The organism is Marivita sp., from assembly GCF_965656765.1.
Lineage (GTDB): Bacteria > Pseudomonadota > Alphaproteobacteria > Rhodobacterales > Rhodobacteraceae > Marivita.
The window spans coordinates 19,644-33,224 of the sequence record NZ_CBFHLV010000033.1 but is presented as its reverse complement, the minus strand read 5'-3'; the positions used below and the strand labels follow the sequence as shown (position 1 = coordinate 33,224).

The 13,581-nt window shown below is 57.8% G+C and carries 12 protein-coding genes; 9 read left to right on the top strand and 3 right to left on the bottom strand.

Annotation, left to right across the window (positions count from 1 at the left end):
- Nucleotides 1-340 (top strand): DUF3576 domain-containing protein (locus tag ACTG4M_RS10540; protein WP_439123614.1); only part of this gene is annotated, 340 nt, incomplete at its 5' end.
- A gap of 1 nt (nt 341) precedes the next feature.
- Here the strand turns inward: ACTG4M_RS10540 and ACTG4M_RS10535 are convergent.
- Together ACTG4M_RS10535 and ACTG4M_RS10530 are read right to left on the bottom strand one after the other, a co-directional pair.
- Nucleotides 342-1,148: a nucleotidyltransferase domain-containing protein gene (locus tag ACTG4M_RS10535; protein ID WP_439123613.1), complete on the bottom strand. Its 807-nt coding sequence runs from the start codon at nt 1,146-1,148 to the stop codon at nt 342-344.
- A gap of 3 nt (nt 1,149-1,151) precedes the next feature.
- Complete coding sequence (locus ACTG4M_RS10530) at nt 1,152-2,414, bottom strand: glycosyltransferase (RefSeq protein WP_439123612.1); 1,263 nt, start codon at nt 2,412-2,414, stop codon at nt 1,152-1,154.
- Nucleotides 2,415-2,562: 148 nt separating this feature from the next.
- On the opposite strand from ACTG4M_RS10530, the gene leuS reads away from it, so the two are divergent.
- The 7 genes from leuS to ACTG4M_RS10495 all read left to right on the top strand — a co-directional run bounded on the left by leuS (nt 2,563) and on the right by ACTG4M_RS10495 (nt 11,970).
- Nucleotides 2,563-5,148: a leucine--tRNA ligase gene (leuS, locus tag ACTG4M_RS10525; RefSeq protein WP_439123611.1), complete on the top strand. Its 2,586-nt coding sequence runs from the start codon at nt 2,563-2,565 to the stop codon at nt 5,146-5,148.
- A complete protein-coding gene (gene lptE / locus ACTG4M_RS10520) occupies nt 5,135-5,629 on the top strand; it encodes an LPS assembly lipoprotein LptE (protein WP_439123610.1) in 495 nt (164 codons plus the stop codon). Before leuS ends, lptE begins: the two co-directional genes overlap by 14 nt.
- Complete coding sequence (gene holA, locus ACTG4M_RS10515; protein WP_439123609.1) at nt 5,626-6,651, top strand: DNA polymerase III subunit delta; 1,026 nt, start codon at nt 5,626-5,628, stop codon at nt 6,649-6,651. The genes lptE and holA overlap by 4 nt, the downstream gene beginning before the upstream one ends.
- A gap of 39 nt (nt 6,652-6,690) precedes the next feature.
- On the top strand, nt 6,691-7,275 hold the full coding sequence (locus ACTG4M_RS10510) for a glutathione S-transferase family protein (protein WP_439123608.1): 585 nt from the start codon (nt 6,691-6,693) through the stop codon (nt 7,273-7,275).
- Between the two features lie 150 nt (nt 7,276-7,425).
- The gene (gene fdhF, locus ACTG4M_RS10505; protein WP_439123607.1) at nt 7,426-10,194 is read left to right on the top strand and encodes a formate dehydrogenase subunit alpha; all 2,769 of its coding nucleotides are present in this window, start codon (nt 7,426-7,428) and stop codon (nt 10,192-10,194) included.
- 60 nt (nt 10,195-10,254) lie between these two features.
- Nucleotides 10,255-10,605 (top strand): PRC-barrel domain-containing protein, encoded by a 351-nt coding sequence (locus ACTG4M_RS10500; protein ID WP_439123606.1) that lies wholly within the window; start codon nt 10,255-10,257, stop codon nt 10,603-10,605.
- A 165-nt stretch (nt 10,606-10,770) separates the two neighbouring features.
- Nucleotides 10,771-11,970 (top strand): Zn-dependent hydrolase, encoded by a 1,200-nt coding sequence (locus tag ACTG4M_RS10495; protein ID WP_439123605.1) that lies wholly within the window; start codon nt 10,771-10,773, stop codon nt 11,968-11,970.
- Nucleotides 11,971-11,980: 10 nt separating this feature from the next.
- Here the strand turns inward: ACTG4M_RS10495 and ACTG4M_RS10490 are convergent, their stop codons facing one another.
- Nucleotides 11,981-13,225: a PAS domain-containing protein gene (locus ACTG4M_RS10490; RefSeq protein WP_439123604.1), complete on the bottom strand. Its 1,245-nt coding sequence runs from the start codon at nt 13,223-13,225 to the stop codon at nt 11,981-11,983.
- Between the two features lie 193 nt (nt 13,226-13,418).
- Here ACTG4M_RS10490 and ACTG4M_RS10485 point away from each other — a divergent pair, with 193 nt between their 5' ends.
- A complete protein-coding gene (locus ACTG4M_RS10485) occupies nt 13,419-13,580 on the top strand; it encodes a hypothetical protein (RefSeq protein WP_439123603.1) in 162 nt (53 codons plus the stop codon).
- Nucleotide 13,581: the final 1 nt, after the last annotated feature.

Below are 13,581 nucleotides of genomic sequence, written 5' to 3'. Positions count from 1 at the left end.
TTCTTTGTTCGACTTCTTCCGCAACCGCAACGATGCGGGTCAGGTTGGTGCGGTTAACAAATACATCTGGAATGCCGCGCTTGAGACGCTCGATTTCTTGCCAGTCCAGTCGGTTGATCCGTTCACTGGTGTGATCACAACGGGCTTCGGCACACCGCCGGGTGGCGGTCGGGCCTATCGTGCGACGATTCTCGTAAATGATCCGGCCCTTGATGCGCGGTCCCTGAACGTTGCTTTGATGACGCGTTCGGGCCCTGCCAGCGGGGCGACGGTTCGTGCAGTCGAAGATGCAATCCTGACACGCGCCCGCCAGTTGCGGCAGCAGGACAGTCGTTTCTGATTTAACGTGTTAGTTGGGGGCGTGTGATCCTCAACGTTTTTTCCAGATTGTCCCAAGTGACATCTTCAAAGCGCGCGGGCCAGTCAACGTTACAGGCCTTGGCGATTTTGCGGGCACGTGGAAGGTACGCCTTGGCATAGGCCACATGTCCATCAATCATCGCCTGTTTTTCCGGAATCGGTGGCGGAAGAGCCTCAAGCTCAGCTTTCTGTTCGGGGGTGATCAGGCGGTTCAGATGAAGCAACCCGCCGCGATGTGGGGCTGCCGTTTCCTGAATCATCAAATCCACCAACGCATTGCGTAAATGAAAAATTCCGAGGACGCCGTTCAGATACTCCTCGCGGCCTACAGCCAACGGAAGGAGCCCCAGAATGCGGATGAATTCTTCGATCTGATACTGTAGGTGCTTTGGATTTGGAGGTTGCGGCGCACGGCTTGCTGTTAGGGTTTCATATAGCCTGTCATGGTCAAAGAGCGGTTTGAGCTGATCCCGCGTGTGGAAACCAAGTTGGTCTGGCTTGAGGATGACAACGTCTGTACGGGTCCAATCTGAAGTGATTGCGTTGATCAGCATGGGCCGCGTTGTGCGATCCCACCACAGAACGATCTCACCGGTTTCTTTGATGGCTTGCCGCCAATGCGCTGCAATCTGGTCCGTTGCTCCGTCTTCGGTGACCAGAATAAAATCAATGTCACTGTAGGCGTCATCAAAGCCAGTGCCGTGGCTCCCACTCAGGAACAAAGCCCGGATTTCGGGAACCTCGCGCAAGCTGGTTGCAATGGTCTCGATGATCCGGGTTTGGGTCATGCTCTAATCCCTGGGGTGACGTACAGGATGGACAGCGGCCAGATCATCCACCCATTTCAATTGCCGCGGCAGACAAACCCTTTTGAGATCATACCGTTCCCGCGCGAATCGCCGCGCGTTTGATCCAAGGAAATCACGCCGCTCAGGGGAATCGAGAAGGGCGCAGGTTTCGTCGACCAGATTTTGCTGATCAAAGAAATCGACCAACACCCCGGTCTGTCCACCAATGATTGCCTCGCGCACCGGTGCAGTGTCAGAGGCGACAATTGCGCATTTGGCGCTCATCGCTTCGATTAGGGACCAAGACAATACAAAGGGATAGGTCAGATAGACATGCACAGTGCTGACCTGAATCATGGACATAAACGTAGGATAGGGCACTCGACCCATGAAATGTACGCGCGCCCAGTCTTCGTCGGGGATTTGCGACCGCACCTCGTCGATGAAGATCTGTTTCCAGGTTTTGCCTGCTGGCGGCTTGGCGCCATAGCTTGTCTCATCCCCGCCCAACATCACCACGTCTGCATTGGGACGGCGGCGCAGTAATTCGGGCAGAGCGCGCATGAAGCGATGGTAGCCGCGATAGGGTTCAAGATTGCGATTGATGAAAGTGATCACTTCGTCCTTGCAGGTGACGGTCTTGACGTTCGGCAAGGTCAGCGCGGCCTCTGGATTGGCAATGACCGCATCGGTGTCGACACCGTCGTGACAAGTGGTGATGCGCGATTGGTAAGCATCTGGGTAGGTGCTTGCCTGAAAATGCGTCGGGCTGATCCCGGCATCCATGACCTCTTCATGCAGACGATTGTTGATATTCTTTAACCGAAGCCGCAATGGGTCACGATCCGGGGTGGGGCTGGGAAACTCGGGGTCGAAGCCTGTCTCGTGTTCACCCGAGCGGTGGTACAATTCGCAATAAAGGCCAAGCCGCGCATTGGGCCAGACATCTTTGAGAAAAAGGCTCTCGCCCCATCCGTGATGTGCCAGGATCACGTCAGGCTCAAAGCGCCGCTCCTTTAACGCGAGTGCCGCGTCAAAGCAGCTTGTCCCACGCAAAACCTTGGTCTCGAAATCGGCGAGCCAAGGATGAATGCCTTGGGTCGTTGATCCCTTAACAACATATGGCAGGATCGTGATGCCTTTCCATTTGGTCGCTTCTTTGACCTTTGGGGTCAAAACGACCACCTGATCGCCACGTTCCGCAAGGGCCGGACCCAAATGCTTGAACTGGGCGGGGAAGTTCTGGTGGATCAAGAGTATTTTCATCTGCCCGAACGTTTTAACTGTGATTACTCTGGGTATGACCGCAAAATTCCGGCATCACAATGGCGCAGGCGGGGGCAGGACTGGACGATCCTGTGGCATCAGCCTATCACGCTGCCCAACAAAAGATGCACACCCAAAGGACACATCCATGTCGCGTTACGAGCCCTCTGTCATCGAACCCAAATGGCAGGCCGTCTGGGAAGAAAGTGAAACGTTCCGCGCCGTGCGGTCGGACGACAAGCCGAAATACTACGTGTTGGAAATGTTCCCGTATCCTTCGGGGCGCATCCATATCGGCCATGTGCGCAACTACACGATGGGCGATGTGATCGCGCGGTACAAGTTGTCCACTGGGCATAACGTGTTGCACCCAATGGGTTTTGACGCCTTTGGCATGCCTGCGGAAAACGCAGCAATGGCGTCGGGCGGGCATCCGAAGGATTGGACCTATTCCAACATCGACACGATGGTCAGTCAGATGAAACCGTTGGGATTTGGTCTGGACTGGAGCCGAATGTTCGCGACCTGCGATCCCGAATATTATGGTCAGCAGCAGGCACTGTTCCTCGACTTTCTTGAGACCGGGTTGGTTTATCGCAAGAACGCGGTGGTGAACTGGGACCCGGTCGATATGACCGTTCTGGCCAACGAACAGGTGATCGACGGCAAGGGCTGGCGATCGGGCGCCGAAGTCGAACGGCGCGAGCTGACACAGTGGTTCTTCAAGATCAGCGATATGTCTGAAGAGCTGCTGGACGCGCTTGACGGGCTGGACGACTGGCCCGCCAAGGTGAAGCTGATGCAGGCGAACTGGATCGGCAAATCGCGCGGGTTGCAGTTTGCGTTCTCGACCATTGACGCGCCGGATGGGCATGACCGGATCGAGGTGTATACGACCCGGCCCGATACGCTCATGGGCGCGTCTTTTGTCGGTATTTCGCCGGATCATCCGCTGGCCAAACATCTGGAAAAGGACAACGCCGAACTGGCTGCGTTCAACGCCGAGTGCCGCAAGGGCGGGACCACGGAAGAGGCGTTGGAAAAGGCTGAGAAGAAGGGTTTTGATACCGGTCTGCGCGTGCGCCATCCGTTTGATACCGCGTGGGAATTGCCGGTTTATGTCGCAAACTTCATCCTGATGGATTACGGCACCGGCGCGATCTTTGGCTGCCCGGCGCACGACCAGCGCGACCTTGATTTCGCACGCAAGTACGAGCTGTCCGTGCAAAGCACGTTTGTGCCCGCCATGGGCGAAGATGCGTTCATTCTGCCCGAAGATGGTGGTCCGGCTTATGTGCCGCCCAAGCCAGAGACTGTGCGTTATGTGCGCGGTTTCGCGGGTGAGGAGGCTCAGACCGGAAATGAAGCCATAGAGGCCGCCGTCGACTTTTGCGAAAAGAACGGCGTTGGCCATGGCGTGACCAAGTTCCGCCTGCGCGATTGGGGGCTCAGCCGCCAGCGCTATTGGGGTTGTCCGATCCCAGTCGTGCATTGCGACGCCTGCGGGGTGGTGCCCGAGAAGAAAGAGAACCTGCCGATTGCGCTGCCCTACGATGAAGACGGCACGACGATTGATTTCTCGATTCCCGGCAACCCGCTGGACCGGCACCCGTCATGGCGCAATTGCCCGTGCCCGTCCTGTGGTCAGCCCGCCAAGCGCGAGACCGACACAATGGACACGTTTGTCGATTCGTCATGGTACTTTGCCCGCTTCACCGCGCCGCGTGCGGACACGCCGACGGATATGACCGAGGCGGATTACTGGATGAATGTGGACCAGTATATCGGCGGCATCGAACACGCGATCCTGCACCTGCTGTATTCGCGCTTCTTTGCCCGCGCGATGCACATCACCGGGCATCTGCCGAAAAGCGCGAAAGAGCCGTTCGATGCGCTGTTCACGCAAGGGATGGTAACGCACGCGATTTACCAGACCAAAGGCAGCGACGGGCGTCCGGTCTATCACTATCCCGAAGACGTGGAATTGCGCGATGGCAAGGGCTTCCTCAAAGATGGGAGTGAGGTCGAGATCATCCCTTCGGCCAAAATGTCGAAATCCAAGAACAACGTCGTTGATCCGGTTGCGATCATTCAGCAATACGGCGCCGACACGGCACGCTGGTTCGTTCTGTCCGATTCACCTCCCGAACGGGATGTGGAATGGACTGCCTCCGGCGCCGAGGCAGCGTCGAAGCATCTGGGTCGGGTGTACCGGATCGCGGCAGAGGTTGCCGACGCGAATACTGCATCAAATGCTGACGACGACGCGCTTCTGCGGGAAATGCACAAGGCCATCCATGATGTCACTTTGGGTGTCGAAAGCTTTGGTTTTAACGCTGCCATTGCAAGGCTTTATGCATTTACCAACGCGCTGTCGAAATCCAAGGCGGGCTCTGATGCCAAACGTCAGGCGGCCAAAACCCTTGCGCAGTTGATGTCGCCCATGACGCCGCATTTGGCGGAAGAGGTCTGGGCACTTTTGGGCGGCGAGGGCCTGGTCGCCAACGCACCGTGGCCTGTGGCTGACGAAGCAATGTTGGTCGAGGACAGCGTAACGCTGCCCATTCAGGTGAATGGTAAACGCCGCGACGAGATCACTGTGCCGAAGGACATGGACAAAGCCGAGGTTGAAAAGCTCGCGCTGGCGACCGATGGTGTGAAACGTGCGCTGGATGGCGCAAGCCCCAAGAAGGTGATCGTTGTGCCGGGTCGGATCGTGAATGTGGTTGCATAGACGCCAGACACTCATCGCGCTTGCGGCGCTTTTCGCGGGATCTGCCTGTGGGTTCACGCCCGCCTATGGCCCCCAAAGCGGTGCCTCTGCGTTGCAGGACAATTTACGCGTCACGGCGCCCGAGCGGCGGGACGGTTTTCTGATCTCGCAGCGGTTGGAAGATCGCTTTGGTCGGAATGACAATGGGCGGTACGTCTTGAACGTGACGCCGACGATCCGGCGGCAGGGGCTTGCCACATCGGTCGAAGGTACGACGAACCGTTTTCAGCTTACCGGCCGCGTCGACTATGCGCTTCGAGACCGGGAAAGTGACACCGTCGTGCGACAGGGGCGTGTGACAGATTTTACAGGCTTTTCCGCAACGGGATCAACGGTCGCAACGCTGGCCGCCGAGCGCGATGCGACCGCGCGGCTCATGGTGATTCTTGCGGATCAGATTGTGGATCGCCTTGTTTTGACGGCCGACGGTCTGCCTGCATGAAGCTGCCATCACGCGAAGCGTCAGGCTATTTCGCCCGACCTGACCCGGACAAGACGGGCATCTTGATATATGGCGAAGACGCGATGCGTGTCGCGTTGAAACGCCAAGAGTTAATCTCTGCGCTGATCGGGCCAGAGGGTGAAAGCGAGATGCGCCTGACGCGTATCCCTGCAGCAGAGTTGCGCAAAGAGCCCGCGCTCTTGGGCGATGCGATCAAAGCGGTCGGGTTTTTCCCCGGTCCGCGCGTGGCGTTTGTCGAGGACGCAAATGATACCGTCGCCAAGCACATCACAGCAGCGGTCGAAGATTGGCAGCCCGGCGATGCACAGATCGTCGTCACCGGCGGTCAGTTGCCTGCGAAATCGGCGCTGCGCAAGCTGTTCGAGGAACACTCTAACGCATATGCGGCGGCGCTTTACAACGATCCGCCTTCGCGCGCAGAGATTGAGGCCGAACTGACGCGGGCCGGATTGGCGCGGCCAGATGGTTCTGCGATGGAGATGCTAACGGCGCTTTCGAAAGAACTTGATCCCGGGGATTTCCGCCAGACGCTTGAGAAGATCGCATTATTCAAGCTAGGCGATGAATCGCCTCTTCTGCCTGACGAGGTGACACTTTGTGCACCGGGATCGACCGAGGCGGACTTGGACGATGTGCTCAACATTGTCGCCGAAGGACGCACCGGTGAAATCGGGCCAGTTATGGCACGGTTGGAAGCGCAAGGCACAGCAGCTGTGACGCTACTGATCATGGCAACACGGCATTTCCGCGCTTTGCATACGGCTGCATCAGACCCTGGTGGTGTCGGGCAAGGCATGGGGCGTTTGCGCCCTCCGGTCTTTGGCCCGCGCCGGGATCGGATGTCGCGGCAGGCGTCAGGCTGGGGAATGTACAAGCTGGAACAGGCGGTGCACATGCTTCTGGAAACCGATCTTTCACTGCGGTCGGCTGGGCAACACGGGCCTGCGCTTGCCATCGTGGAACGCGCTTTTATCCGGCTTGCGATGCTGGGCCGCAGATAAGATTTGCCGGGCTTTTGCCCGGTCTTTGGGAGGACAGGCATGTACAAATTGGTGGGCAATCGGGCGACGCGGGCGTTTCGTCCGTTGTGGATGCTGGAAGAATTGGGCGTGCCATACGAGCATATTCCTGCGGCGCCCAGATCAGATGAAGTGCGCGCGCACAGCCCTTTGGGCAAGGTTCCCGTTTTGGTGGATGGGGATCACGTGATTGGCGATTCGATGGCCATCCTGACCTACCTTGCGGACAAACATGGCGTGTTTACGTACCCGGCGGGCACAGTAGAGCGGGCCAAACAGGATGCTTGGACGTTTCGGGTTTTGGACGAGGTTGATGCGATTTTGTGGACAGCCGCCAAGCACAGTTTTGTGCTTCCCGAGGACGAACGGGTGCCCGATGTGAAAGACAGCCTGAAAGCAGAACTGGCGCGCAATCTTGATCGGATTGGCGGCGAATTGACGTCCGAATGTCTGATGGGTGACGATCCTACAGTGCCAGACTTTCTTTTGGCACATTGCTTGGGCTGGGCGCGTAATGCCAAGTTTCCCGATGCCCCGGATGTGCTTGTTGACTATGTGCGTCGATTGAAATCACGGCCCGCCTTTGAACGCGCGGCGGCGCTTTAGAAGCAGTTTTCGAAACCGTGTCTCGCGTTTCGGGAGAGAATTGTTCGCATCGGAAACCGGTCAGCCGCAAATCTGCGCCAAGGTGTCGGGATTGTTGATCCACGGCAGACCCGAATTGCGGTTAGAGTACCTGCGATAAGGGAGACCGCGATGACTGACACGATCCGCTTTACTCTGGACGGCACTGAGGTCGAGGCCCGGCCGGGTGAGACCATTTGGGAGGTCGCCAACGGTCGCGGTCTGGTGATCCCGCATCTGTGTCACAAACCCGCGCCGGGCTATCGCCCCGATGGCAATTGCCGCGCCTGTATGGTGGAGGTCGAGGGCGAGCGCACATTGGTGGCGTCCTGTATCCGTGAACCGATGCCGGGCATGGTCGTCACGACCGACTCGGGGCGCGCGCAGTCCGCCCGCAAGATGGTCGTGGAAATGCTGCTGGCGGATCAGCCAGAGCGCGACGCGGCGCATGACAAGTCTTCGCATCTTTGGGACATAGCCGAGGCGAATGGCGTGACGGAAAGCCGCCTGCCAACGCTGGAGGCCGAGCGTATCCCCTTGCTTGATGACAGCCACGTTGCGATGCGCGTCAACCTTGATGCCTGCATCCAGTGCGGTCTTTGCGTGCGCGCTTGCCGGGATGTTCAGGTGAATGACGTGATCGGCATGGCAGGGCGCGGGCACGATGCTTATCCGGTGTTCGACTTTGACGATCCCATGGGCGAGAGCACCTGCGTCGCGTGCGGTGAATGTGTGCAGGCCTGCCCGACTGGGGCGCTGATGCCTGCAACTGTTCTGGACGACCAGCAACAGGGCGACAGCAAGGATTTCGACAATGAGGTCGAAAGCGTTTGCCCGTTCTGCGGTGTCGGCTGTCAGGTCTCGCTTAAGGTCAAGGACAACAAGGTTGTCTATGTCGAGGGTATCAATGGCCCGGCAAACGAAGGACGGTTGTGCGTCAAGGGGCGCTTTGGGTTCGATTATATCCACCACAAGCACCGTCTGACCAAACCGCTGATCCGGCGTGACGATGGGCCGGCGAAAGGCCTGAACGTTGATCCGAACAACTGGCAAGAGGTGTTCCGAGAGGCGACGTGGGACGAGGCGTTGGACCTTGCCGCCAATAGCCTGAAAGGCCGTGGCCGAGAGGTTGCTGGCTTTGGATCGGCCAAGTGCACCAATGAAGAAGCATATCTCTTCCAGAAGTTCATCCGTCAGGGCTTTGGCCACAACAATGTCGATCACTGCACCCGCCTGTGCCATGCGTCCTCGGTTGCTGCATTGTTGGAAAACGTCGGCTCTGGAGCTGTGACCGCGACGTTCAACGAGATTGAAAATGCGGATGTGGCCATCGTCATTGGGGCGAACCCCATCGAGAACCATCCGGTGGCCGCAACGTATTTCAAGCAGTTCACCAAACGCGGTGGCAAGCTGATCGTGATGGATCCGCGTGGGCAAGCGCTAAAGCGGCACGCGACGCATATGCTGCAATTCCGTCCCGGAGCGGATGTGTCCATGCTCAACGCGATCATGCATGTGATCGTCGAGGAAGAGCTATATGACCGCCAATACATCGAGGCCTACACCGAGAATTGGGAGGCCGAGAAGGCGCATCTGGCGGATTTCACGCCCGAGAAGATGGCCGATATCTGCGGCATTGACGCAGACACCTTACGCGCCGTGGCCCGCGATTTTGCGACGGCCAAGGCAGGAATGATCTTTTGGGGAATGGGAATTTCCCAACACATTCACGGCACGGACAATTCGCGCTGCCTGATTTCGCTTGCGTTGATGACCGGCCATGTGGGCCGCCCCGGTGCCGGCTTGCACCCGTTGCGCGGACAGAACAACGTGCAAGGTGCGTCCGACGCTGGGCTCATCCCGATGTTTCTGCCGGACTACCAGTCGGTGATGGATGACGGAGTGCGTTCAGCCTTTACCGATGTGTGGCAATCAGACGATTTCTCGAACGAGAAGGGCCTGACTGTGACCGAGATCATGGATGCGGTGCATGATGGGCACATCAAGGCAATGTATATTCTGGGTGAAAATCCGGCGATGTCGGACCCAGATGTGGAACACGCCCGCGATGCGCTGGCCAAGCTCGATACCCTTGTGGTGCAGGATATCTTCCTGACTGAAACAGCCAACTTTGCCGATGTGATCCTGCCCGCCAGTGCTTTTGCCGAAAAGTCCGGCACGGTGACCAACACCAACCGTCAGGTGCAGATGGGCCGCCCTGCGGTGACACCCCCCGGCGAGGCGCGTGAGGACTGGGCGATCACCACAGAATTGGCGCGCCGCTGTGGGATGGATTGGAGTTATGAAAGCCCCGCCGATGTGTTCGCCGAGATGAAGCTGAACATGCGGTCGCTTGAGAACATCACGTGGGATCGGTTGGCGCGCGAGAACGCGGTAACCTATCCGTCGCTGTCCCCCGAAGATCCCGGCCAGCCTATTGTTTTCGGAGACGGATTCCCGCGTCCGCAGGGCCGTGCGCGGTTTACGCCCGCATCGGTGATAGCGCCCGATGATGTGCCGGATGCAGACTATCCGATGATCTTGACCACGGGGCGACAGCTAGAACACTGGCACACAGGGTCGATGACGCGGCGGTCGGCGGTATTGGACGCGGTGGAGCCGGAGGCGAACTGTTCGTTGCATCCTGGCACGTTGCGCCAGCTTGGTGTCGCACCGGGAGGCCATGTGCGCCTCACCACCAAACGCGGATCAGTGGTCGTCATGGCACGGGCGGATCGCGCTGTGGCACCTGACATGGTCTTTCTGCCTTTCGCCTATGTCGAGGCTGCAGCGAATATCCTGACCAACTCGGCGCTGGACCCGTTTGGAAAGATCCCCGAGTTCAAATTTTCAGCGGTGCGGGTTGAAGCTGCTGACAACAAATCTGTCGCGGCAGAGTAGGGCCAGGAACTGATCGGCGGGTTCGCTGGTTTTCCGAATGAACAATTCGGGAGACTGACTATGACACGATGGATCACATGCGCTGCTCTGCTCTACGCAGGGCCAATACTTGCACAAGATGCGGAAGATGGCGCGGCAGGGCCGGTGGAGACCCGCGATGACACCTATCTCCAATCTGTGGAGGGTATGGATGTGCGTACCGCTGAGGGAGAAAAAGTTGGTGAGGTCGAAGAAATCTTGATCGACGCCAAAGGTAAATCTGCCGGTTTCTTACTTGAGATCGGAGGGTTCTTTGACTTTGGAGATTCTGACGTCAGCGTTCCATTGGAAACGCTTGTTTGGGACGGTTCTTACTACGTTAGTAAGATGACTGCTGTGCAGCTTGAGGCACTTCAACCCTTTGACGAATGATACGTTTTTAATTGGCGCGCCCCATCCGGGCGCGTCTTTTTTTTCTCGGCGCCGGGCTTGCGCCCTTTGGCCGAGACGCGTTTGCTGAGGCGATGCGCAAGATGATGGTGTCCGATTGGCCCATGTTGCGTATGCATATTTGAAAAAAGAAGAAGGACCGAACCTATGCTCCCGATCCAGCCTGACCGCTTTCTGGCAGACCTGCACGCGCTGCGAAAATTCGGTGCAGCCGGTGTGGGAAAGGGCGTGGTGCGTCCCGCCTTTTCTGAGCCCGATATCGCAGCGCGTGCATGGTTGGCCGAACGGATGCGCGAGGCGGGTTTGTCTGTCCAAATCGATCCGGTGGGGTCAGTCTTTGGGCTTTCCGAAGGTCAATCACTGCTGATGGGGTCGCATTCCGACAGCCAGCCCGAAGGCGGCTGGTTGGACGGTGCGCTGGGCGTGATTGCTGCGTTGGAAGTGGCGCGCGCTTCAGTAGAGGCAGGGGGCCCGCCGGTTTCGGTTGTGTCGTTTCAAGACGAGGAGGGCCGGTTCGGCGTGACGACCGGATCTGCGATCTGGTCCGGAAACCTGACGTTGGACAAAGCGGATGGGCTGACCGACCGTGATGGCGTGCGGTTTGCGGACGCCCGGGCCCTTATGCCAGACCGATCCGACAGCTTTGTCGATCCAAGCCAGTTCACCGGATTCCTTGAGATGCATATTGAACAGGGGCCCGTCTTGGATCGCGAAGGTGATGCCATTGGCGTGGTTGATGCGATTGTCGGTATCCGCGACATGAAGATCACTCTGGAAGGCGAACAGAACCACGCCGGTACCACCCCGATGCAAGGACGGCGCGATGCGTTTCAGGCTTTGTCCCGGTTCAATATGTTGATTGCCGAGAGGTTCGCCAATGTCGTCACACCGCGCACGGTGTGGACGATTGGTCACGTTACCCTGCATCCAAATGCATCGTCGATTGTGCCCGGTCGTGTGACGTTTTCGATGCAATGGCGGGATGGCGACTCAGACCGTCTTGGTCGGATGGAGCAGATCATCCGCGACACAGCCGAAGACGTGGCGCAGTCTGGTGGGTTCAACCTGACTTTCGGGCCGATGCTTGGGCTGGAACCGGTTGATATGGATGCCCGTCTGCGTGATGCGCTGGAACAGGCTGCAGAGGCGGATGTGCCGGGACGCTGGCGGACAATGCCCTCTGGTGCGCTGCATGATGCGACAAACGTGTCCGAGATGATGCCGGTGGGGATGCTGTTCGTACCATCGATTGGCGGAATCAGCCATGCGTTCGGCGAAGACACGGCCGAGGCCGATCTTGTGACCGGGCTACGTGTGCTTGCCGAAGCGGTAGACGCTTTGAACTGAGGGGACTCAGTCAGGCGTCTTTTACTGCATTTTGCAACTGTGAGGCTGTTTGGAACACGTCTTCAAGGTCTTGCTGAATCTTGAATTGGCTTTGATCGATGTCCGCAATGAGACTTTCGAGCCCTTTGGCCTTTGCCCCCAACCGGTATGTTTCGACACGAAGCGAGACCCGGACAGCAGACAGCGCGAGCAGCATTTGGCGCAACGTACCCATGCGTCCTAGGATCTGACGGCATTCTTTCACCATCGCGGAAACGGCGTCTGTGGATTGGGTGACATAAGCTTGCTTCAAGCCACCAAGATAGCCGGACTCCCTGTCTTTTTCGGCGGAAGTTATCTGGTCGTCAGTCTCTGCAAAGCTGTTGACGACTTCGGACATGATGCTGGCGGCACAAAGCAGGATTTGACTTTCCTTGGATTTCCGAAAGTTGGTCTCTGCGGCATCCGACATGAGTGTCTGCAGGCGTGTGATTCCGTTTTTGATGTCGGCGAGGATCAGGTCATAATTGTTGGCAATTGCGTCAATGGCGGCGCGATCGCGGCCAAGCTTGGTGGCCTGCAGCTTCATATTCAGCGTGTAGATCGCCCCTTGCGCAAGTTCGGTCAGGATCGAGTCGATCCTGTCGCAGATCATACGCTGCGTCTCGGCCACCTGAAGTGCGTTTGTCAGGGCGGGAAAGGGAGCGCGCTTCAGGTGGCGTTCGCGGGCCTGAAACTCTGCGACAATGGCATGTGCCTGAAAACCTGCGTAATCGTCGAAACCCAGCGCGCGAAGTTCTAGCAACAGAAATTCGGCGCTTTGTTCAGGCGACAGCTTGCTGTCGCGCTCTTGTTGCAGGATCGTTTTGTAAAGCGTCTGAACCGTGCCGAGTGTTGGGCTGGTGGGTTTCATCCGGACAGACAGGTAACCCCCGGACACTGGCAGTATAAGCGCATAGACCCAATAGAATTTCCCCGATTTTGCTCGGTTCTTGACGTAGCCTGATATTGGCTTTCCCGATTTCAGCGTGTCCCAGATCAACCAGAACACCGCTTTCGGCATGTCGGGATGACGGATCAGCTTGTGAGGTGCACCGCGTAAAGCGTCGTCCGGATATTCCGCGATGCGCGCGAACACATCGTTGAACGCCTGAATGACACCACGTTCGTCGGTCCGCGAGAAAAAGAGCTCGTCTATGTTGAACGGGCTTTCCTGATCTGTCTCAAGCCTTGTCGTAGTGCCTTGGTTGGTGTGTGCGTCAATTTTAAATGTCATTGATCAAACGCTTTCCCAAGGAGATGACACCTCAATCTGATTTCTGCCTTGCAAACGGAGTGCCAATCAGAGCGCCATCGGCGGCACCGCGCGATCATGTGTCTTGTTCATTTTGGGCGAGGGTAGGTTTTGGATGATGGGACCAACCGGTACTCTGTGCTAGCCTGGGTCGGCAGAGAGTGAGGAACGCGGCATGGATGTTACGGCGATGGGTTTTTATGCGCTGGTGTGCGGTTGCTTGGGTCTTCTGGCGCCACGGCTTGAACGGATCTGGTTGCGCTTTGGTGTGGCGGCATTGGTTGGCATCGTCGCGGCGGCCACATTGCCAGTGGTGCGCGCGACCTTTGGGATTTGAC